This window comes from Herminiimonas fonticola (assembly GCF_003293745.1).
Lineage (GTDB): Bacteria > Pseudomonadota > Gammaproteobacteria > Burkholderiales > Burkholderiaceae_D > Oxalicibacterium > Oxalicibacterium fonticola.
In genome coordinates this window covers 424,431-445,819 of sequence record NZ_PTLZ01000001.1, presented here as the reverse complement: position 1 = coordinate 445,819, position 21,389 = coordinate 424,431, and the positions used below count along the sequence as shown (strand labels likewise).

Sequence of the window (21,389 nt, the reverse complement as noted above, 5' to 3'; positions counted from 1 at the left end):
GCCCCTATCATTGGCCGACTTGACGAACGACGAACTTGGTCAACAGCGGCAGCTTAGCTGCAGCCAACCGGAACGCTTCGCGTGCCAGAGCCTCGTCCACACCATCCATCTCGTACAACATTTTGCCTGGCTGAATTTCAGCCACGTAGTATTCCGGATTACCTTTACCGTTACCCATACGGACTTCAGCAGGTTTGTTCGAAATTGGCTTGTCTGGGAAAATACGAATCCAGATACGGCCACCACGTTTGATGTGACGCGTCATTGCACGACGCGCCGCTTCAATTTGACGCGCTGTGATACGACCGCGACCAATTGCTTTCAGACCGAATTCACCAAACGATACGGCTGTGCCGCGCGAGTGGGAAATACCGGTATTACGGCCTTTTTGCTCTTTACGATATTTTCTGCGTGCTGGTTGCAGCATGATTATTCTCCTGCTTTCTCAGCCGAAACAGCACCGTCAACAGCGGCATCCGGCTTTTTAGCACGAACACGTTTAGCAGCCGGTGCGGCGCCTGGTGCAGCTGCTGCACTTGGTGCGCCTTCTGGGCGTGCTGTACGTGGACGGCTGCTTGGTTTGCCATCATCGCGGCGTGGGCCACGACGTTTGGTGTCATCTTCTTTTGTCAGGTCGACTGGTGGTTCGCCGCTAGGCAAACGATCACCTTTGTAGACCCAGACTTTGATACCGATGATGCCGTACGTTGTTTCAGCTTCGCCGAAACCGTAGTCAATCTCTGCGCGCAATGTGTGAAGTGGTACGCGACCTTCGCGATACCATTCTTTACGTGCGATCTCGATACCGTTCAAACGACCGGACGACATGATCTTGATACCTTGTGCACCGAGGCGCATCGCGTTTTGCATCGCACGCTTCATTGCACGACGGAACATGATGCGTTTTTCCAATTGCTGTGCAATCGAATCAGCGATCAATTGTGCATCGGTTTCTGGCTTACGAATTTCTTCGATATTCACATGAACCGGCACGCCCATCATTTTTGTCAGCGCGGATTTCAATACTTCGATGTCTTCGCCTTTTTTACCGATCACGACACCAGGACGTGAGCTGTAAATAGTGATGCGAGCATTTTTTGCTGGACGCTCAATAATGACGCGACCAACCGAAGCATTCTTCAGTTTGGTTTTCAGGTATGCGCGAACTTTGAGATCTTCGTTCAGCATGGTGGCAAAATTGCTATTGCCAGCGTACCAACGCGATGCCCAGTTGCGGGTAACCGAAAGACGGAAACCGGTTGGATGTATCTTCTGTCCCATCGTGACTCCTTAGTTGCCGACAGTCACGTATATGTGACAGGATTGTTTAGAGATACGATCACCCCGGCCTTTAGCGCGTGCTGTGAAGCGCTTCAGGATCGGGCCCTTTTCGACATAGATCGTTTTCACGAACAATTCGTCGATATCTGCGCCGTCATTGTGTTCGGCATTCGCGATTGCGGATTCCAGAACACGTTTAATGATCGCAGCACCTTTTTTAGGGCTGAATTGCAGCAGATGCAGAGCCGCGTCGACTTTTTTGCCGCGAATTTGATCCGCAACGAGACGACCCTTCTGATCCGACAGGCGCACGCCTTTGAGGATAGCTTTAGTTTCCATTATTTCTTAGCCTTCTTGTCAGCAGCGTGGCCCTTGAACGTACGGGTCAGCGCGAATTCGCCAAGCTTGTGACCAACCATGTTTTCGGACACATAAACCGGCACGTGTTGCTTGCCGTTATGTACCGCGATCGTCAAGCCGATAAAGTCAGGCATGACTGTCGAACGACGGGACCAGGTTTTGATTGGTTTTTTGTCTTTGTTCGCTTGCGCGGCTTCGACTTTTTTCACCAGATGGGCGTCGCAAAACGGCCCTTTTTTTAATGAACGTGTCATGTCTTATCCTTATTTCTTACCGCGGCGCGAGACGATCATAGAAGTCGTGCGCTTGTTGCGACGCGTCTTCTTACCTTTAGTCTGCTGACCCCATGGCGACACTGGATGACGACCTGCTGCCGTTTTGCCTTCACCACCACCGTGTGGGTGATCGACCGGGTTCATGACCACACCGCGAACGGTAGGACGAACACCACGCCAGCGCATCGCACCTGCTTTACCGATTTTACGCAAGCTGTGTTCGGCATTGCCGACTTCACCTACGGTTGCACGGCATTCAACGTGGATACGACGAACTTCGCCAGAGCGCAAACGAACTTGAGCGTAAGTACCTTCGCGTGCCATCAACACAACGCCAGCGCCGGCTGTACGTGCAATTTGAGCACCTTTGCCTGGCAACATTTCAACGCAATGCATGATGGTACCGACTGGGATATTACGGATAGGCAAGCAGTTACCCGATTTGATCGGCGCTTCCGAGCCATTCATCACTTGATCGCCAACGGCCATGCCTTTGGTTGCAATGATGTATTGACGCTCACCATCCGCATACAACACCAACGCGATGTTTGCCGTGCGGTTTGGATCGTATTCAATACGTTCCACTTTTGCAGGGATAGCATCTTTAGTGCGTTTGAAGTCGATAACGCGATAATGCTGCTTGTGACCACCACCGATATGACGAGTAGTGATGTGACCGTTGTTGTTACGGCCAGCAGTTTTCGATTTCTTTTCGATCAGGCCTGCGAATGGACGGCCTTTGTACAGGTCGGCATTGACGACCTTGACCATACCGCGACGACCAGGCGAGGTCGGCTTGACTTTAACGAGTGCCATTATTTAGCCTCCTCGGTGAAGTTGATTTCTTGACCAGGCTTCAGGCATACAAACGCACGGCGTGTGTGATTGCGACGACCATTGAAGCGACCTGAACGTTTTTGCTTACCTTGACGATTGGCAACTTGAACAGATTCAACTTGAACCTTGAACAGCAACTCAACCGCAGCTTTGATTTCAAGCTTGGTAGCGTCCGGCATCACGAGGAAAACGACTTGTTCGTTTTTTTCAGCAACGAAAGTTGCTTTCTCGGAAATAACTGGCGCCAACAACACTTTCATCAAGCGTTCTTCACTATGTTTCAGAATCGCGCTCATGCCAGCATCTCCTCAATCTTGGCCAATGCCAATTTCGTGATCAGGATTTTCTTGTAGAAAACCAGCGAAACTGGATCAGCATGACGTGGCTCGCAAATCAGCACGTTAGGCAAATTGCGCGATGCCAACAACAGGTTTTCATCCAGGCTGTCAGTGATGACGAGCACGGAATCCAGACCCATACCTTTCAATTTTTGCGACAAGAGCTTGGTCTTTGGCGCATCAACTGACAGGCTTTCGATTACGGAGAGACGACCTTCACGAGCCAACTGCGAGAGGATCGAGCAGAGGCCTGCGCGATACATCTTTTTGTTAACTTTGTGCGAGAAGTTTTCATCAGGCGAGTTCGGGAAAATCCGACCGCCGCCGCGCCACAAAGGCGATGACGACATACCAGCACGAGCGCGGCCCGTACCTTTTTGACGCCAAGGTTTTTTGGTGGTGTGATGAACTTCTTCACGATCTTTTTGTTTGCGATTACCACTGCGTGCGTTGGCTTGATAGGCAACGACGACTTGGTGAATCAGCGCTTCGTTGTAGTCGCGACCGAAAATAGTATCCGGCGCAGCAACGTTCGAAGACGATTGACCTTGGTCATTCAGGAGCTTGAGTTCCATGAATTAAGCCCCCTTCTTTGCTTTGGTTTTAACAGCCGGCGAGACAATCACCTGACCATTTTTCGCACCAGGAATCGCACCCTTAACCAGCAACAACTGGCGATCAGCATCAATACGAGCGATCTCAAGGTTTTGAATTGTGCGATTCACGTCACCCAAGTGACCAGTCATGCGCTTACCAGGGAAAACGCGACCTGGATCTTGCGCCATACCGATGGAGCCTGGGACATTATGCGAACGTGAGTTACCGTGCGTTTGGCGACCGGAAGCGAAGTGGTAACGCTTGATAACACCAGCGTAACCCTTACCGATAGTTACGCCTTGCACGTCTACTTTTTGACCGACTTCGAACAGACTGGCGGCGATAACATCGCCGACTTTCAGCTCGGAAGCAGCAGTAGCAGCAACACGAAATTCTTTGAGGACGGTACCGGCTTCAACACCTGCTTTGGCGTGATGACCAGCAGAAGCTTTATTCACACGGGAAGCACGGCGACTACCGAAAGCAACCTGGACAGCCGAATAACCATCGACGTCAGGCGTTTTGATTTGCGTCACACGATTGTTTGAAACGTCCACCACGGTAACAGGAATTGAATCCCCGTCATCCGTGAAGATACGCATCATACCAACCTTGCGACCAAGCAGGCCTTGGCCTTTATCTTGGTTTTGGTTCATTTTTTCTCCATTCCCACCTACGATTGGGCGGGGCTGATATATAAAACAACTTAAACTACGAATGCGACAAGGATTCCAAATGGGAATCCTCAGCGAAGCCCGAGATTATAACTGGTGAAAAGCACTTCCACAACATCTAAATGCGTGAATTGTTGCAGCCCACAGTTAAAAATGCGAAGCATTTCTGCCCCGCATTATCAAAAACAAATTATTGCAGTTTGATTTCTACATCAACGCCAGCAGGCAAATCCAGTTTCATCAATGCATCAACTGTTTTATCTGTAGGGTCAACGATGTCCATCAAACGAACATGGGTACGGATTTCGAACTGATCGCGCGATGTTTTGTTGACGTGCGGCGAGCGCAAAACGTCAAAACGCTGAATACGTGTAGGCAATGGAACTGGGCCTTTTACAACTGCGCCAGTACGTTTTGCCGTTTCAACGATTTCGAGTGCCGATTGATCGATCAAACGATAATCGAATGCTTTCAGACGAATGCGGATCTTTTGGTTTGGAGCTGATTTCGGTGCTGTAGACATGTTCATTCCTTAAAAGAGCGAGCCGCGAGTGAGTGAACACTCGCGGCGATAGTAAATGGCGTTAAGCCAAATCGTTTTTATTGCTTACTGATTACTCAATAATTTTAGCAACAACACCGGCACCGACAGTACGACCACCTTCGCGAATCGCGAAGCGCAGACCTTCTTCCATCGCGATCGGGTTGATCAACATCACGGTGATCGAGACGTTGTCGCCTGGCATAACCATTTCTTTGTCTTTCGGCAACTCGATCGAACCAGTTACGTCCGTGGTACGGAAGTAGAACTGTGGACGGTAGTTGTTGAAGAATGGTGTATGACGGCCGCCTTCATCTTTCGACAGAACGTAGATTTCGCCTGTGAAATGTTTGTGCGGTTTGATCGAGCCTGGTTTTGCCAGAACTTGACCACGTTCTACGTCTTCACGCTTGGTGCCGCGCAACAGTACGCCGACGTTGTCGCCTGCTTGACCTTGGTCGAGCAATTTACGGAACATTTCAACGCCTGTGCAGGTGGTGACTTGGGTATCGCGGATGCCGACGATTTCCAGAGCTTCACCAACTTTGACGATACCGCGTTCGATACGACCGGTAACAACTGTACCGCGACCGGAGATCGAGAATACGTCTTCTACTGGCAACAGGAAGGCGCCGTCTACTGCGCGTTCTGGTGTTGGGATGTAGCTGTCGAGTGCATCGGCCAGAGCCATGATTGCTGCTTCGCCCAATGGACCTTGGTCGCCTTCGAGCGCCAATTTAGCCGAACCTTTGATGATAGGCAGGTCGTCGCCTGGGAATTCGTATTTCGACAGAAGCTCACGCACTTCCATTTCAACGAGTTCGAGCAATTCTGCATCGTCAACCATGTCGCATTTGTTCAGGAACACGATGATGTATGGAACACCAACTTGGCGCGCCAACAGGATGTGTTCACGTGTTTGCGGCATTGGGCCGTCAGCTGCGGAACAAACCAGGATCGCGCCGTCCATTTGCGCTGCGCCGGTGATCATGTTTTTGACATAATCAGCATGGCCTGGGCAGTCAACGTGCGCGTAGTGGCGCGCTGCTGTTTCGTATTCTACGTGTGCGGTGTTGATGGTGATGCCGCGTGCTTTTTCTTCTGGTGCTGCATCAATTTGATCGTACGCTTTTGCTTCGCCACCAAATTTTTTCGACAATACTGTCGCAATCGCTGCGGTCAGTGTGGTCTTGCCGTGATCGACGTGACCAATCGTGCCGACGTTGACGTGCGGCTTGGTCCGCTCGAATTTGCCTTTTGCCATTTTATTCTTCCTTCAAAAAGAACGATTTATCTAAATTAAGACACCCCGTTTGGAGCATCCCTTAACAGTTATTTGCTACCAGCCAAGGAGCTTCGTAAAGATACTCAACTCGCTTGGCCTTCCAACGAATAGATTACTTAGGCGCCTTCGATGTGACGATTGCATCGATCACATTTTTAGGTGCTTCAGAGTAGTGCTTGAATTCCATCGAGTAGGTTGCGCGACCTTGTGTTGCGGAGCGCAACGATGTCGAGTAACCAAACATTTCGGACAAAGGAACTTCGGCTTTAATGATCTTGCCGCCGCCGCCCGCGATTTCATCCATACCTTGCACCATGCCGCGACGTGAGGACAAATCGCCCATCACGGTACCAGCGTAGTCTTCAGGTGTTTCAACTTCGACCGCCATCATAGGCTCCAGAATGACTGGACTCGCTTTACGGCAACCGTCTTTGAACGCCATCGATGCAGCCATACGGAACGCGTTCTCGTTCGAATCGACGTCATGGTACGAACCGAAGAACAAGGTGACTTTAACGTCAACCACTGGGTAACCAGCGAGAACGCCGGAAGTCAGTGTTTCGCGCACACCTTTTTCAACTGCAGGGATGTATTCGCGAGGAACCGTACCGCCTTTGATTGCGTCGATAAATTCGAAACCTTTGCCCGGCTCTTGCGGCTCGATCTTCAGAACCACGTGACCGTACTGACCACGACCACCGGATTGCTTGACGAATTTACCTTCGATTTCTTCGCAAACTTTGCGGATGGTTTCGCGGTACGCAACTTGCGGCTTACCGACAGTCGCTTCAACGCCGAATTCGCGCTTCATACGATCAACGATAATGTCCAGATGCAACTCGCCCATACCAGCAATAATCGTTTGACCCGATTCTTCATCGGTACGCACGCGGAACGATGGATCTTCTGCAGCCAGACGATTCAATGCCAGACCCATTTTTTCCTGGTCAGCTTTGGTTTTTGGCTCAACAGCTTGCGAAATCACAGGCTCAGGGAAGACCATGCGTTCGAGCACAACGATCGCCTTGTCATCGCACAGGGTGTCGCCAGTGGTGGTGTCTTTCAGACCAACGACCGCAGCGATATCGCCTGCCAACATTTCCTTGATTTCTTCGCGTTGGTTTGCGTGCATCTGAACGATACGACCAATACGTTCTTTCTTCTCTTTAACAGAGTTGTAAACGGTATCGCCCGAGTTCAAGGTGCCCGAGTAGCAACGGATAAAGCACAATTGACCAACAAACGGATCGGTTGCGATCTTGAATGCCAACGCCGAGAATTTTTCGGTGTCTTCTGCTTGACGCACGACAGGCTCGTCATCTTCGTTCAAGCCTGGCACAGGCGGAATATCCACTGGCGATGGCAAGTACTCGATCACGCCGTCCAGCATGGCTTGCACGCCTTTGTTTTTGAAAGCGGTGCCGCACATCATTGGAACGATTTCACTGGCGATAGTACGTTGACGAATCGCAGCCTTGATTTCAGCTTCGCTCAAGTCACCTTCTTCGAGGTACTTGTTCATCAATTCTTCCGACGCTTCAGCAGCGGCTTCCACCATGTTTTCACGCCATTTTTTCGCGTCAGCCAACAGGTTTTCAGGAATTTCGCCGTATTCAAATTTCATACCTTGCGAAGCGTCGTCCCAGATGATTGCTTTCATCTTGACCAGATCGATCACGCCAGCGAAGCTATCTTCAGCACCGATAGGCACTTGCATAGGCACAGGATTAGCCTTCAAACGCGCACGCATTTGATCGTAAACTTTGAAGAAGTTCGCGCCGGTACGATCCATCTTGTTGACGAATGCCAAACGTGGAACCTTGTACTTGTTAGCTTGACGCCATACTGTTTCCGACTGTGGCTGCACGCCACCGACTGCACAGTAAACCATGCAAGCACCATCGAGTACGCGCATCGAACGCTCAACTTCAATTGTGAAGTCAACGTGACCTGGTGTATCAATGATGTTGATGTGATGCGCAGGGAAATTGTTCGCCATGCCTTTCCAGAAGCAGGTCGTCGCAGCAGACGTAATCGTGATGCCGCGCTCTTGTTCCTGCTCCATCCAGTCCATGGTGGCCGCGCCATCATGAACTTCACCAATCTTGTGATTCACGCCTGTGTAGAACAGAACGCGCTCAGTCGTCGTGGTTTTACCAGCATCAATGTGAGCCGAAATACCGATATTGCGGTAACGCTCAATGGGGGTCTTGCGGGCCATAATTAGTCCTAATTCTTTTTAATGAACAAAACCGAGCGCCATTTTTTCCAAAATGTGCCCGGCCTCGAACAAATTACACATGTAGCGCACAACGCCTGCACAGGCAGGCGAGAACACCAATCTATTAGAAGCGGAAGTGCGAGAACGCCTTGTTCGCTTCTGCCATGCGGTGAACTTCATCGCGTTTTTTCATTGCACCGCCGCGGCTTTCCGCAGCTTCGAGCAATTCACCCGCGAGACGTTGTGGCATCGATTTTTCGCTGCGCTTGTTAGCAGCTTCGCGCAACCAACGCATGGACAAAGCCATACGACGGACAGGACGAACTTCAACAGGCACCTGGTAGTTTGCACCACCAACGCGACGGGACTTTACTTCAACCAGTGGCTTGCAGTTCAAGATTGCAGCTGTAAATACTTCCAGCGGATCTTTACCTGATTTGGTCTGGATATGCTCAAACGCACCGTAGATGATGTTTTCTGCGACCGATTTTTTACCGGACAACATCAACACGTTAACGAATTTGGCAACATCAACATTACCGAATTTTGGATCTGGCAGTATGTCCCGCTTGGGAACTTCACGACGACGTGGCATTTCGATTCCTTTCAATCTTCAGTTGAGGCGCAACAACAGGTTTGTCGCACACTCGCGGACAGTCATCATAACCATCCACTTACTCGGCCCATTAGGGACCGACACAATTTTGCGGAGACCGCAAAAATACTTAATTACTTCTTGCCAGCTTTTGCACGCTTGGTACCGTACTTCGAACGCGCTTGCTTACGGTCTTTAACGCCCTGAGTATCCAAAGCACCGCGAACCATGTGATAACGCACACCCGGCAAATCTTTTACACGACCGCCGCGCAACAGCACGACACTATGTTCTTGCAGGTTATGGCCTTCACCGCCGATGTACGAAATTACTTCGAAACCGTTGGTCAAACGCACTTTGGCGACTTTACGCAAAGCCGAGTTCGGCTTCTTTGGAGTCGTGGTGTAGACGCGGGTACATACGCCGCGTTTTTGCGGGCTGTTTTCCAGCGCCGGCGATTTGCTCTTGACGCGTGCAGAAACACGCGGCTGGCGAATCAGTTGATTGATGGTTGGCATCGCTCTATATCCAGCTAATACAACATTAATAATACGAACCCGAAAACGGTTGTCCGGGGACTAAAGAATCATTGCGGAAGAATTGATATTCGACGCGCGCCTCGATTAGAGCAGGGATGGAAAAACGCGCAGGAGGATTGCGGAAAAGCAAGACCAAAGAGCGCTTAAGCCCAGCAGAGCTTAAAATCGAGAACTCGCGAGTATAGTCCTCTATACTTTCACAGTCAACAAATGTATGAAGGACCATGCTGCAATTTCGTTGCGAAATGGCGGAAAATTCGATCGACACCATCTTCTGCGCGGCAACTACTATAAAAATACTTTCCTTCTTGACATTAAATCATATCAGTAAGATATTTTTGTAGTGGCAAACATGCTTTACACAAAGAAAAACGGCACCAAGATTTCTCCTGATGCCGTTAGATGCTAGAACTAGAACCAGCTTGGATTACGAAGCGTCGGTATCGCTGTCAGGCGTGCTACCGATATCAGCAAACTGCGCTTCCGCTTCGGCTGCGCGAGCAGCTTTTTCGGATTGCAGCAATGCTGCGCGCTCTTCCGCTTCCCACGAATCTTTCTCTTTACGGGCGCGGTGGAATGCCAAACCGGTACCGGCAGGAATCAGACGACCAACGATGACGTTCTCTTTCAGGCCACGCAGACCGTCGCGTTTGCCCATGATCGCAGCTTCGGTCAGGACACGTGTAGTTTCCTGGAACGATGCAGCCGAGATGAAGGAGTCGGTCGACAACGATGCCTTGGTAATACCGAGCAACACGTTTTCGTAGGTTGCAGGGATCTTGCCTTGAGCAACGACGCGATCGTTTTCGTCCAGCAATTCCGAACGTTCAACTTGTTCGCCGACGATGTAGTTGGCATCGCCTGGATTAACCACGGCAACACGGCGCAACATCTGACGCACGATAACTTCAATGTGCTTGTCGTTGATCTTCACGCCTTGCAAACGGTACACGTCTTGCACTTCGTCGACAATGTAACGTGCCAGCGCTTCGATACCCAGCAAACGCAGGATGTCTTGTGGATCGGCTGGGCCGTCAACAATCATCTCGCCCTTGTTCACGACTTGGCCGTCATGTACCAGCACTTGCTTGTCCTTGGTAATCAGGAACTCGTGCTTCTCGCCGTCCATGTCCGTGATTTCCAGACGTTGCTTACCTTTGGTTTCTTTACCGAATGCAACCGTACCTGTGACTTCTGCCAGCATGCCGGCATCTTTCGGCGAACGCGCTTCGAACAACTCGGCAACACGCGGCAGACCACCGGTGATGTCACGTGTTTTTTGCGATTCGGTCGGAATACGTGCCAGCACTTCGCCGACGGTAACTTGCTGACCGTCTTTAACAGTGATCAGTGCGCCGACCTGGAAGCCGATCGTCACTGCGTGTTCGGTACCGGCGATTTTGACTTCTTCACCTTGTTCGTTCAACAGTTTGACCTGTGGACGAACAGTTTTGGTAACCGAACCACGACGTTTCGCATCGATAACAACCAAGGTCGACAGACCGGTCACTTCATCGATCTGACGTGCAACGGTCGAACCTTCTTCTACGTTCTCGAATTTCACCACGCCGGTGTATTCGGTAATGATAGGACGAGTCAACGGATCCCATGTCGCCAATGCAGTGCCAGCCTTGATCACCAAGCCATCCTTGACGATCAGGGTTGCGCCGTACGGTACTTTATGACGTTCACGCTCACGGCCGAGGTCATCGGTAATCAGTACTTCACCGGAACGGGAAATGACGATCTGACCGCCTTTGCCGTTGGTGACGTAACGCATAGTCGCTGTGAAGCGAACCGTACCATTCGATTTGGCTTCCACCGACGAAGCAACTGCCGCACGCGACGCTGCACCACCAATGTGGAAGGTACGCATGGTCAACTGAGTACCAGGCTCACCAATCGATTGCGCTGCAACCACACCGACTGCTTCACCGGCGCTGACCATGGAACCACGACCGAGGTCACGGCCGTAGCACATTGCACACAGGCCGAAGCGCGTATCGCAAGTCAATGGTGTACGTACTTTTACTTCATCGACGCCGATACGTTCGATTTCTTCCACCATGTCTTCATCCAGCAAGGTGCCGGCTGCATACAAGGTAGCTTGTGTTTCTGGATTCACGATGTCGTTCGCTGCAACGCGGCCGAGGATACGGTCACGCAATGCTTCGATCACTTCACCGCCTTCGACCAGCGCTTTCATCGATGCGCCGTTCGAGGTGCCGCAATCATCTTCGATCACAACCAGATCTTGGGTCACGTCGACCAGACGACGTGTCAGGTAACCCGAGTTCGCAGTTTTCAGCGCGGTATCGGCCAGACCTTTACGTGCACCGTGAGTCGAGATGAAGTACTGCAAAACGTTCAGACCTTCGCGGAAGTTCGCGGTGATCGGCGTTTCGATAATGGAACCATCCGGTTTCGCCATCAGACCGCGCATACCGGCCAGCTGACGAATCTGTGCTGCGGAACCGCGCGCACCGGAATCGGCCATCATGTAAATCGCATTGAACGACTCTTGGGTGGTTTTGGTGCCATCACGTTTGGTGACGTCTTCAACCTTGAGTTGATCCATCATGGCCTTGCCGACGTCATCACCGGCTTTGCCCCAGATATCAACCACTTTGTTGTAACGTTCGCCAGACGTCACCAGACCGGACGAGTATTGCTGTTCGATCTGTTTGACTTCGCCTTCGGCGGTAGCAATGATGTCCACTTTTTGTGGTGGTACCAGCATGTCGTCGACGCAAATCGAGATACCGGCACGTGTCGCCAGACGGAAACCCGATTGCAGCAATTGATCAGCGAATACTACCGTTGCGCGCAGACCGCACTTACGGAAGGACAAGTTGATCAAGCGTGAAATTTCTTTCTTTTTCAGCGCGCGGTTCAATACTGAGAACGGCAAGCCTTTAGGCAGAATTTCGGACAGAATCGCGCGGCCAACTGTGGTTTCGTAACGAGTTACCGTTTTTTCGAATTCGCCGGTTTCGACGTTCTTCGGATATTCGGTAATACGTACGGTGATACGCGTTGCCAGTTCAACTTCTTTATTGTCGTAAGCACGGATGACTTCGGACACGTCCGGGAACATCATGCCTTCGCCTTTGGCGTTGATCGCTTCGCGGCTCGCGTAGTACAGACCCAACACGATATCTTGCGAAGGAACGATCGATGGTTCGCCATTCGATGGGAACAGGATGTTGTTCGACGCCAGCATCAAGGTGCGCGCTTCCATCTGTGCTTCGATCGACAGTGGAACGTGAACCGCCATTTGATCGCCGTCAAAGTCGGCGTTAAATGCAGCACAGACCAGTGGGTGCAATTGAATTGCCTTGCCTTCGATCAGGACTGGCTCAAACGCTTGAATACCAAGACGATGCAAGGTAGGCGCGCGGTTCAACATGACCGGATGTTCACGGATCACGTCTTCCAGAATGTCCCACACGACTGGTTCTTGAATCTCAACCAGTTTTTTCGCAGCCTTGATGGTTGTTGCCAGACCCATCAATTCAAGTTTGTTGAAAATGAATGGTTTGAACAATTCCAAAGCCATCAATTTTGGCAAACCGCATTGATGCAATTTCAATTGTGGACCCACGACGATGACGGAACGACCCGAGTAATCGACGCGCTTACCCAGCAAGTTTTGACGGAAACGACCGCCCTTGCCTTTGATCATTTCAGCCAGCGATTTCAACGGACGCTTGTTGGCGCCAGTCATTGCTTTACCGCGACGGCCGTTATCCAGCAGCGAATCGACCGCTTCTTGCAACATACGTTTTTCGTTGCGGGTGATGATTTCCGGCGCGCGGAGTTCCATCAAACGCTTCAAACGGTTGTTACGGTTGATAACGCGACGATACAAATCGTTCAGATCGGAGGTTGCGAAGCGACCACCATCCAGCGGCACCAATGGGCGCAATTCTGGCGGCAAGACTGGCAACACTTCCATGATCATCCAGTCAGGCTTGATGCCCGAACGTTGGAACGCTTCTAAAACTTTAAGACGCTTGGCGTATTTCTTGATCTTGGCTTCGGATTTGGATTCTTTCAATTCCTGGCGCAGCATTTCAGCATCGCGATCGATGTCGATTGCGCGCAGCAATTCACGGATACCTTCGGCGCCCATGAATGCGGTAAAGTCGTCGCCGAATTCTTCGTATTTCGCTGCGTAATCGTCTTCCGACATGATCTGGCATTTTTTCAGCGGAGTCATGCCTGGATCGGTCACAACGTAGGCTTCGAAATACAGAACGCGTTCGATATCCCGCAAGGTCATATCGAGCACCATACCCAAACGGGATGGCAGCGATTTCAGGAACCAGATGTGCGCGGTTGGCGATGCCAACTCGATGTGGCCCATGCGTTCACGACGCACTTTGGCCAGCGTGACTTCAACGCCGCATTTTTCGCAGATCACGCCGCGATGTTTCAGGCGTTTGTATTTACCGCAAAGGCATTCGTAATCTTTGATAGGGCCAAAGATTTTTGCGCAGAACAGGCCGTCACGTTCAGGCTTGAACGTACGATAGTTGATGGTTTCCGGCTTTTTGACTTCGCCGTAGGACCACGAACGGATTTTTTCTGGTGACGCCAGACCAATTTTGATCGCGTCGAATTGTTCGTTTTGCTGAACTTGCTTGAATAGATCGAGCAGTGCTTTCATGTATCACTCCAGTTGGCGTGAAAAAACGCTTGATGATGAGAAGGTTGCGTCGGCGCTGCTTTAAACCCTGTTCGCATGGGCGGGAGAGCTGAGTGGGCAAGTAAACTTCCACACTGAGTTCCGCGCATACCGGGACAGACGACACTTCCAGAAACTGCTATTGCCTAGCTATTTTTTCTACTACGCTTGCTTCAGTACTAAATTCAATCAGCAAAGGGAAGAACAACTTGCGCTGCTCTTCCCTCGCTTTACATCAGTCGCGTTCCAGGTCGATATCGATACCCAGCGAGCGGATTTCCTTAACGAGAACGTTGAAGGATTCCGGCATGCCGGCGTCGATGACGTGGTCGCCCTTGACGAGATTTTCGTACACTTTGGTACGACCATTCACGTCATCGGACTTGACTGTCAACATCTCTTGCAAGACGTAAGACGCGCCGTATGCTTCCAGTGCCCAGACTTCCATCTCACCAAAGCGCTGGCCACCGAACTGAGCTTTACCGCCCAGTGGTTGCTGCGTAACCAGCGAGTAAGGACCGGTCGAACGCGCATGCATCTTGTCATCAACCAAGTGATGCAGTTTGAGGTAGTGCATGTAACCGACAGTTACAGTACGCTCAAACGCTTCACCGGTACGACCGTCATACATCGTGACCTGATTCTTGGAAGCGGTCATGCCCAATTGCTTGGCAATGTGATCCGGGTAAGCCAGATCCAGCATGCGACGGGTTTCGCCTTCATCAGCACCGTCAAACACCGGCGTTGCGAACGGTACACCGTTCTTCAGATTACTCGCCAACTCCAGGATTTCTGTGTCGTTGAAGCTATCGAGATCTTCCGTCTTGCCGGACTCGTTATAGATCGCTGCCAGGAACTTGCGCAACTCGGCAATTTGCACTTGAGCATTCAGCATTTCGCCGATACGCAAGCCCAGGCCTTTTGCTGCCCAACCCAGATGCACTTCCAGAACCTGACCAACGTTCATCCGCGAAGGAACGCCCAGTGGATTCAGTACGACGTCCGCTGGTGTACCGTCAGCCATGTGTGGCATGTCTTCGATAGGCAGAATGCGTGACACAACACCCTTGTTGCCGTGACGACCCGCCATCTTGTCGCCTGGTTGCAGACGACGTTTGACTGCCAGATAAACCTTGACCATCTTCTGTACGCCTGGCGGCAACTCATCGCCTTGCGTCAGTTTCTTGCGCTTTTCTTCAAATGCCAGATCAAACTGGTGGCGTTTTTCAGCGATCGATTCCTTGATTGCTTCCAAAGCGTTAGCCGAGGTGTCATCGGAAGGACGAATATCGAACCAGTGGTATTTGTCCAGATCGACCAAATATTCCTTGGTGATTTTCGCACCTTTAGCGATTTTCTTAGGACCGCCGTTGACGACTTTGCCGATCAACATTTTTTCCAGACGCTGGAATGCATCGCCTTCAACGATACGCAGCTGATCGTTCAAATCCAAACGATAGCGTTGCAGTTCGTCGTCGATAATCTGTTGTGCACGTTTGTCGCGTGGAATACCTTCGCGAGTAAACACTTGCACGTCGATTACGGTACCGACCATGCCGGATGGTACGCGCAACGATGTATCTTTTACGTCAGATGCTTTTTCGCCGAAAATCGCGCGCAGCAGTTTTTCTTCCGGCGTCAGTTGGGTTTCGCCTTTAGGCGTAACTTTACCGACCAGAGTGTCGCCAGCGGTAACTTCTGCACCGATGTAGACGATACCGGATTCATCCAGACGCGCCAGTTGGTTTTCAGCCAGGTTCGAGATATCACGGGTGATTTCTTCGGCGCCCAGCTTGGTGTCACGTGCAACAACCGACAACTCTTCGATGTGAATCGAGGTGTAACGGTCATCAGCCACAACTTTTTCAGAAATCAGAATCGAATCTTCGAAGTTGTAACCGTTCCATGGCATAAACGCGATCAGCATGTTCTGACCCAGAGCGAGTTCGCCCAGATCTGTCGATGCGCCGTCGGCGATAACGTCATGTTTTGCAACGCGATCGCCAACTTGCACGATAGGACGTTGGTTAATGTTCGTGTTTTGGTTCGAACGGGTGTACTTGATCAGGTTGTAGATATCCACACCGACTTCACCGGCTTGTGCTTCGTCGTCATTGACGCGAATCACGACACGGCCTGCATCGATGTAATCTACGACGCCGCCACGCAGCGCTTGAACTGTTGTACCCGAATCGACTGCAACCGTACGTTCGATACCGGTACCAACCAATGCTTTTTCCGGACGCAGACAAGGAACTGCCTGACGTTGCATGTTGGCACCCATCAATGCGCGGTTCGCATCATCGTGTTCGAGGAATGGAATCAGCGAAGCAGCGACCGAAACAACCTGGCCTGTTGCCACGTCCATGTATTGAACACGTTCTGGTGATACCAGAATCGTTTCGCCAGCTTCACGTGCAGAAACCAGCTCATCGGACAATTGACCTGCCTTGTCGATAGTCGCATTCGCCTGAGCGATGATGTAGCGACCTTCTTCAATCGCGGACAGATAATCGATCTGGTCGGTAACTTTGCTGCCTTCGACTTTACGATATGGGGTTTCGAGGAAACCGTATTCGTTCAAACGAGCATACATAGCCAGCGAGTTGATCAGACCAATGTTCGGACCTTCCGGTGTTTCGATCGGGCAGACGCGGCCGTAGTGAGTTGGATGCACGTCGCGCACCTCAAAGCCGGCGCGCTCACGCGTCAAACCGCCAGGTCCAAGTGCAGAAATACGACGTTTGTGCGTGATTTCCGACAATGGATTGGTTTGATCCATAAACTGCGACAACTGCGACGAACCGAAGAATTCACGTATCGCAGCCGAAATAGGCTTGGAGTTGATCAAGTCATGCGGCATCAGGTTGTCGGCTTCGGCTTGGCCTAGGCGTTCTTTGACAGCGCGCTCAACACGAACCAGACCAGCACGGAATTGGTTCTCAGCCAATTCACCGACGCAACGTACGCGACGGTTACCCAAGTGATCGATATCATCGACTTCGCCGCGACCATTTCGCAACTCAACCAGAATCTTGATCACAGCCAGTACGTCTTCGTTCGACAAAGTCATGTCGCCAGTCAGCGAATCACGACCGATGCGACGGTTGAACTTCATGCGGCCGACAGCCGACAGATCATAACGATCTGCGTTGTAGAACAAGCCATTGAACAAGGCTTCAACCGAATCTTCAGTTGGCGGTTCGCCTGGACGCATCATGCGATAGATAGCAACCTTGGCTGCCATCTGATCGTTAGTGTCGTCCATACGCAAGGTTTGCGAAATGTAGCCACCTTGATCCAAGTCATTGGTGTACAAGGTTTGGATTGCAGCGACATCGGCTTCGCGCAATTTCGCCAGCAAATCCTCGGTTAATTCATCATTGGCGTTGGCAATGACTTCGCCAGTGCTCGCATCAACAATGTTTTTCGCCAGAATGCGGCCCAGCAGATAATCTTCCGGAACCGAAATTTGCTTGATACCAGCAGCGTCAACATCACGCACGTGCTTGCTGTTGATGCGCTTGTCTTTTGCAACAATAACTTTGCCGGCTTTGTCTGTAATGTCAAAACGGGCGACTTCGCCACGCAGACGTTCAGCCACAAATTTCATTTCAGCGCCATCAGCGTGCAGAGTGAAATCATCGAAAACGAAGAAGTTTTCAAGGATTTGCTCCGGCGTCATGCCAATTGCTTTCAACAGGATCGTGACAGGCATTTTGCGACGACGATCGACGCGGAAGAACAGAATGTCTTTTGGATCGAATTCGTAATCCAGCCATGAACCACGGTAAGGAATAATACGTGCGGAGAACAGCAATTTACCGGACGAGTGCGTCTTGCCGCGGTCATGTTCAAAGAACACACCTGGCGAACGATGCAACTGCGACACGATAACGCGTTCGGTACCGTTGATAACGAAAGAACCTGTAGAAGTCATGAGCGGCAATTCGCCCATGTAAACTTCTTGTTCTTTCATTTCCTTGACGACCGGCTTGGTCGGCGATTCTTTATCCAGAATCACCAGGCGAACTTTGGCACGCAGAGGCGACGCGTACGTCAATCCACGTTGTTGGCATTCTTTGATGTTGAACGGCGGATCGCCGAGCACATACGACAAGAATTCGAGACGCGCAAAACCATTGTGCGAAACGATAGGGAAAATAGACGTGAAGGCAGATTGCAAGCCTTCATTTTTGCGTTGGGACGGTATTTTGTCTTCTTGCAAAAAGTCATGATAAGACTCGAGCTGGGTCGCCAGCAGGAACGGAACGTTGTGAACGTTAGCGCGTTTCGCGAATGATTTGCGAATGCGCTTTTTCTCAGTAAATGAGTAGTGCATGGACACTCCGTGAGTGACAGGGGAAGGATAGAGAATTCAGGATTCAGGCTGCATTGCCGAGCTGCAACAATTCACAACTCGAAACATTGAAACCTCAAGTCTCTGCCCTTGGGCCGGTCGGCTGAACAACACACCAGATTACATCAAGTCAATCAAGTCTGCTGACAACCACATTTTTAAATTCAAAAACGACAAAGGAGCCAAAGCCGAACCGCCCTTTCGGGAGGTTTCGTGCTTTGACTCAGGCGCTGATAGAAACGACTAACGAGCGCAAGTAAAACTGAATTACTTGATTTCTGCTTTCGCGCCAGCTTCTTCCAGCTTTTTCTTAGCTGCTTCAGCGTCTGCTTTCGAAACGCCTTCTTTCAAAGGTTTCGGTGCAGCATCAACCAGATCTTTAGCTTCTTTCAAGCCCAGACCGGTGATTTCACGAACTGCTTTAATCACGCCAACTTTGTTCGCGCCGAAATCAGCCAATACAACGGTGAATTCGGTTTGTTCTTCAGCAGCGCCACCAGCAGCAGCGCCGCCAGCTGCTGGTGCAGCCATTGCAGCAGCGGATACGCCGAATTTTTCTTCGAATGCTTTTACCAAGTCATTCAGTTCCAGGACTGTCAGGTTGCCTACGGCTTCCAGGATGTCGTCTTTGCTAATTGCCATTTGAAACTCCTAAATTTTTTTCAATAATTACATCTGATTGGTACTGACGCGAAGCGTCGAAACAAGAGCACAGGCCGCTTATGCGGCGACCTGTTATTCCGCTGCTGCTTCGGTAACTTCGGCGACTGGTTCTGCTGCAGCTGCAGGCGCTTGGCCTTCAGATTTTTGAGCAGCAAGAGCAGCCAGACCACGCGTAAAGCTCGCAACCGGAACCAGCATCATGCCCAAGACTTGGGCCAGCAGGACTTCACGGCTAGGGATATTTGCCAATGCAGTAACAGCCGCTTTATCAAGCGTCTTGCCTGCATAGTTACCTGCTTTAACAACCAGTTTGTCGTTGGTTTTAGCAAAGTCACTGATGACTTTAGCTGCAGCAACGGCATCGTCCGAGATCGAATAGATCAACGGGCCGGTCATTTCAGAAGCGAGGTCTGCAAATGCGGTACCTTCAACAGCACGACGAGCGAGTGTGTTTTTCAACACGCGCAAGTAGACGCCTTGGTCCCGCGCTTTGGCGCGCAGTTGTGTCAAGTGACCAACCTGGATGCCACGATATTCGGCCACGACGATAGTCTGCGCAGATGCGATCTTTGCAGAGATTTCGGCGACTACGGCCTTTTTGTCATTCAGATTGAGACTCAAGATCAACCTCCAAAAATGATACTCGGCGCATACACAATCATCATTGATTGCTTGCCTTGCATCGGTTCGAACACGGCGTCCGAAGTTAGGAGTTCATACTGGCTAGCCAGCGAAGAGACTGCAAAACTTGTTCGGGGTCACCATCTGCGCTGGGCATAGCATCGTTGCCGATACCACATTTAACTTTGCACACTACTTACATGCACGCCGCCCAACGGTCTTTGATTGCCTGAACCTTCTTCTATCCTGCCGAATCCGGTCCAGCCCAAAGATGCGCCCGCCACCAAACTGGCAACGGGACTTAATTCAATTTCTTACGCAGACAAGCTCGACTGATCGACGCGAACACCAGCGCCCATAGTCGACGACAGCGAAACCTTGCGCAGGTAAACACCCTTGCTGGTTGCTGGCTTGGCTTTTGTCAACGCATCCATCAAAGCCAACAAGTTGGATTTGAGGGCTTCGTCGGAGAACGATTTACGACCGATGGTGGCGTGAATAATGCCAGCCTTATCAGTGCGGTATTGCACTTGACCTGCTTTTGCATTTTTAACTGCAGTAGCAACGTCAGGAGTAACAGTACCGACTTTCGGGTTAGGCATCATCCCGCGTGGGCCGAGGATTTGACCCAAGGTACCAACGATACGCATGGTGTCTGGCGATGCGATAACGATATCGAAAGGCATATTGCCAGCCTTGATCGATTCAGCCAGATCTTCCATACCGACGATGTCAGCACCAGCAGCTTTCGCTTGCTCTGCTTTTTCGCCAGTTGCAAAAACCGCAACGCGGACCGATTTACCGGTACCAGCTGGCAAGACAACAGAACCACGAACTACTTGGTCAGATTTTTTAGCATCAACACCGAGTTGAACCGAGATATCGATCGATTCATCGAATTTTGCGGATGCGCATTCTTTGATCAAAGCAACTGCGCTGTCGAATGGGTACGCTTTGGTACGATCAACTTTTGCTGCAAATGCTTTAACGCGTTTGGATAACTTAGCCATTACAGACCCTCCACCGTGATGCCCATGGAACGTGCGGAACCGGCGATCGTACGCACGGCAGCATCCATGTCGGCAGCCGTCAAATCCGGCCGTTTGGTTGTTGCGATTTCTTCAGCTTGCGCACGTGTGATCTTGCCGACTTTGTCGGTATGTGGCTTAGGCGAACCTTTAGTAATGTTCGCAGCTTTTTTGATCAGGTAGGTTGCTGGAGGCGTCTTCATCACAAAAGTGAAAGACTTGTCAGCAAATGCAGTAATCACAACCGGAATTGGCATACCTGGCTCAACACCTTGAGTCTGCGCGTTGAACGCTTTGCAGAATTCCATGATGTTCAAACCACGTTGACCTAAAGCAGGCCCGATTGGAGGGGATGGGTTTGCTTTACCAGCTGGAACTTGCAGCTTGATAAAACCAATGATTTTCTTTGCCATGATGGCTCCTACATTGATTGAGTGGTAGCGCCTGTTCACTTGCCTTGCGGCGTATTACTTGGGCTCCTCTT

The 21,389-nt window shown here is 50.9% G+C and carries 19 protein-coding genes; all 19 read right to left on the bottom strand.

Annotation, left to right across the window (positions count from 1 at the left end):
- Window positions 1-7 precede the first annotated feature (7 nt).
- On the bottom strand, window positions 8-427 hold the full coding sequence (gene rplP / locus Hfont_RS02215) for a 50S ribosomal protein L16 (protein ID WP_112990602.1): 420 nt from the start codon (window positions 425-427) through the stop codon (window positions 8-10).
- Between the two features lie 2 nt (window positions 428-429).
- Window positions 430-1,281, bottom strand: a complete 852-nt coding sequence (gene rpsC, locus Hfont_RS02210; RefSeq protein WP_112990601.1) for a 30S ribosomal protein S3 — start codon at window positions 1,279-1,281, stop codon at window positions 430-432.
- 9 nt (window positions 1,282-1,290) lie between these two features.
- Complete coding sequence (gene rplV / locus Hfont_RS02205; protein WP_181666429.1) at window positions 1,291-1,623, bottom strand: 50S ribosomal protein L22; 333 nt, start codon at window positions 1,621-1,623, stop codon at window positions 1,291-1,293.
- Window positions 1,620-1,895, bottom strand: coding sequence for a 30S ribosomal protein S19 (gene rpsS / locus Hfont_RS02200; protein ID WP_112990599.1), 276 nt, complete (start codon window positions 1,893-1,895; stop codon window positions 1,620-1,622). The genes rplV and rpsS overlap by 4 nt, the downstream gene beginning before the upstream one ends.
- A gap of 9 nt (window positions 1,896-1,904) precedes the next feature.
- Window positions 1,905-2,732, bottom strand: coding sequence for a 50S ribosomal protein L2 (rplB, locus tag Hfont_RS02195; protein WP_112990598.1), 828 nt, complete (start codon window positions 2,730-2,732; stop codon window positions 1,905-1,907).
- On the bottom strand, window positions 2,732-3,049 hold the full coding sequence (gene rplW, locus Hfont_RS02190) for a 50S ribosomal protein L23 (RefSeq protein ID WP_112990597.1): 318 nt from the start codon (window positions 3,047-3,049) through the stop codon (window positions 2,732-2,734). Before rplW ends, rplB begins: the two co-directional genes overlap by 1 nt.
- Window positions 3,046-3,666 carry a 50S ribosomal protein L4 gene (rplD, locus tag Hfont_RS02185; RefSeq protein WP_011872527.1) on the bottom strand — a complete coding sequence of 207 codons (621 nt, stop codon included), beginning with the start codon at window positions 3,664-3,666 and terminating at the stop codon, window positions 3,046-3,048. Before rplD ends, rplW begins: the two co-directional genes overlap by 4 nt.
- A 3-nt stretch (window positions 3,667-3,669) precedes the next feature.
- Entirely contained in the window at window positions 3,670-4,344 is a 675-nt protein-coding gene (gene rplC, locus Hfont_RS02180; protein WP_112990596.1) for a 50S ribosomal protein L3, read from the bottom strand.
- A 208-nt stretch (window positions 4,345-4,552) separates the two neighbouring features.
- A complete protein-coding gene (gene rpsJ, locus Hfont_RS02175) occupies window positions 4,553-4,885 on the bottom strand; it encodes a 30S ribosomal protein S10 (protein ID WP_011872529.1) in 333 nt (110 codons plus the stop codon).
- 91 nt (window positions 4,886-4,976) lie between these two features.
- A complete protein-coding gene (gene tuf / locus Hfont_RS02170) occupies window positions 4,977-6,167 on the bottom strand; it encodes an elongation factor Tu (RefSeq protein WP_112990586.1) in 1,191 nt (396 codons plus the stop codon).
- A gap of 133 nt (window positions 6,168-6,300) precedes the next feature.
- Window positions 6,301-8,409, bottom strand: a complete 2,109-nt coding sequence (gene fusA, locus Hfont_RS02165) for an elongation factor G (RefSeq protein WP_112990595.1) — start codon at window positions 8,407-8,409, stop codon at window positions 6,301-6,303.
- 124 nt (window positions 8,410-8,533) lie between these two features.
- The gene (gene rpsG / locus Hfont_RS02160) at window positions 8,534-9,004 is read right to left on the bottom strand and encodes a 30S ribosomal protein S7 (RefSeq protein WP_011872532.1); all 471 of its coding nucleotides are present in this window, start codon (window positions 9,002-9,004) and stop codon (window positions 8,534-8,536) included.
- 134 nt (window positions 9,005-9,138) lie between these two features.
- Entirely contained in the window at window positions 9,139-9,522 is a 384-nt protein-coding gene (rpsL, locus tag Hfont_RS02155) for a 30S ribosomal protein S12 (RefSeq protein ID WP_011872533.1), read from the bottom strand.
- Between the two features lie 448 nt (window positions 9,523-9,970).
- Window positions 9,971-14,215 carry a DNA-directed RNA polymerase subunit beta' gene (rpoC, locus tag Hfont_RS02150; protein ID WP_112990594.1) on the bottom strand — a complete coding sequence of 1,415 codons (4,245 nt, stop codon included), beginning with the start codon at window positions 14,213-14,215 and terminating at the stop codon, window positions 9,971-9,973.
- A gap of 253 nt (window positions 14,216-14,468) precedes the next feature.
- Window positions 14,469-18,575 carry a DNA-directed RNA polymerase subunit beta gene (rpoB, locus tag Hfont_RS02145; protein WP_112990593.1) on the bottom strand — a complete coding sequence of 1,369 codons (4,107 nt, stop codon included), beginning with the start codon at window positions 18,573-18,575 and terminating at the stop codon, window positions 14,469-14,471.
- Window positions 18,576-18,860: 285 nt separating this feature from the next.
- A complete protein-coding gene (rplL, locus tag Hfont_RS02140) occupies window positions 18,861-19,235 on the bottom strand; it encodes a 50S ribosomal protein L7/L12 (protein ID WP_112990592.1) in 375 nt (124 codons plus the stop codon).
- Between the two features lie 93 nt (window positions 19,236-19,328).
- Complete coding sequence (rplJ, locus tag Hfont_RS02135; protein WP_112990591.1) at window positions 19,329-19,877, bottom strand: 50S ribosomal protein L10; 549 nt, start codon at window positions 19,875-19,877, stop codon at window positions 19,329-19,331.
- A 314-nt stretch (window positions 19,878-20,191) separates the two neighbouring features.
- Window positions 20,192-20,887 (bottom strand): 50S ribosomal protein L1, encoded by a 696-nt coding sequence (gene rplA / locus Hfont_RS02130; protein ID WP_112990590.1) that lies wholly within the window; start codon window positions 20,885-20,887, stop codon window positions 20,192-20,194.
- Window positions 20,887-21,318: a 50S ribosomal protein L11 gene (rplK, locus tag Hfont_RS02125; RefSeq protein ID WP_112990589.1), complete on the bottom strand. Its 432-nt coding sequence runs from the start codon at window positions 21,316-21,318 to the stop codon at window positions 20,887-20,889. The genes rplA and rplK overlap by 1 nt, the downstream gene beginning before the upstream one ends.
- Window positions 21,319-21,389 lie beyond the last annotated feature (71 nt).

Coding starts and splice junctions, on each gene's coding strand:
- rplP (WP_112990602.1), bottom strand. CDS start 427: ATGCTGCAACCAGCACGCAGAAAATATCGTAAAGAGCAAAAAGGCCGT.
- rpsC (WP_112990601.1), bottom strand. CDS start 1,281: ATGGGACAGAAGATACATCCAACCGGTTTCCGTCTTTCGGTTACCCGC.
- rpsS (WP_112990599.1), bottom strand. CDS start 1,895: ATGACACGTTCATTAAAAAAAGGGCCGTTTTGCGACGCCCATCTGGTG.
- rplB (WP_112990598.1), bottom strand. CDS start 2,732: ATGGCACTCGTTAAAGTCAAGCCGACCTCGCCTGGTCGTCGCGGTATG.
- rplW (WP_112990597.1), bottom strand. CDS start 3,049: ATGAGCGCGATTCTGAAACATAGTGAAGAACGCTTGATGAAAGTGTTG.
- rplD (WP_011872527.1), bottom strand. CDS start 3,666: ATGGAACTCAAGCTCCTGAATGACCAAGGTCAATCGTCTTCGAACGTT.
- rplC (WP_112990596.1), bottom strand. CDS start 4,344: ATGAACCAAAACCAAGATAAAGGCCAAGGCCTGCTTGGTCGCAAGGTT.
- rpsJ (WP_011872529.1), bottom strand. CDS start 4,885: ATGTCTACAGCACCGAAATCAGCTCCAAACCAAAAGATCCGCATTCGT.
- tuf (WP_112990586.1), bottom strand. CDS start 6,167: ATGGCAAAAGGCAAATTCGAGCGGACCAAGCCGCACGTCAACGTCGGC.
- fusA (WP_112990595.1), bottom strand. CDS start 8,409: ATGGCCCGCAAGACCCCCATTGAGCGTTACCGCAATATCGGTATTTCG.
- rpsG (WP_011872532.1), bottom strand. CDS start 9,004: ATGCCACGTCGTCGTGAAGTTCCCAAGCGGGACATACTGCCAGATCCA.
- rpsL (WP_011872533.1), bottom strand. CDS start 9,522: ATGCCAACCATCAATCAACTGATTCGCCAGCCGCGTGTTTCTGCACGC.
- rpoC (WP_112990594.1), bottom strand. CDS start 14,215: ATGAAAGCACTGCTCGATCTATTCAAGCAAGTTCAGCAAAACGAACAA.
- rpoB (WP_112990593.1), bottom strand. CDS start 18,575: ATGCACTACTCATTTACTGAGAAAAAGCGCATTCGCAAATCATTCGCG.
- rplL (WP_112990592.1), bottom strand. CDS start 19,235: ATGGCAATTAGCAAAGACGACATCCTGGAAGCCGTAGGCAACCTGACA.
- rplA (WP_112990590.1), bottom strand. CDS start 20,887: ATGGCTAAGTTATCCAAACGCGTTAAAGCATTTGCAGCAAAAGTTGAT.
- rplK (WP_112990589.1), bottom strand. CDS start 21,318: ATGGCAAAGAAAATCATTGGTTTTATCAAGCTGCAAGTTCCAGCTGGT.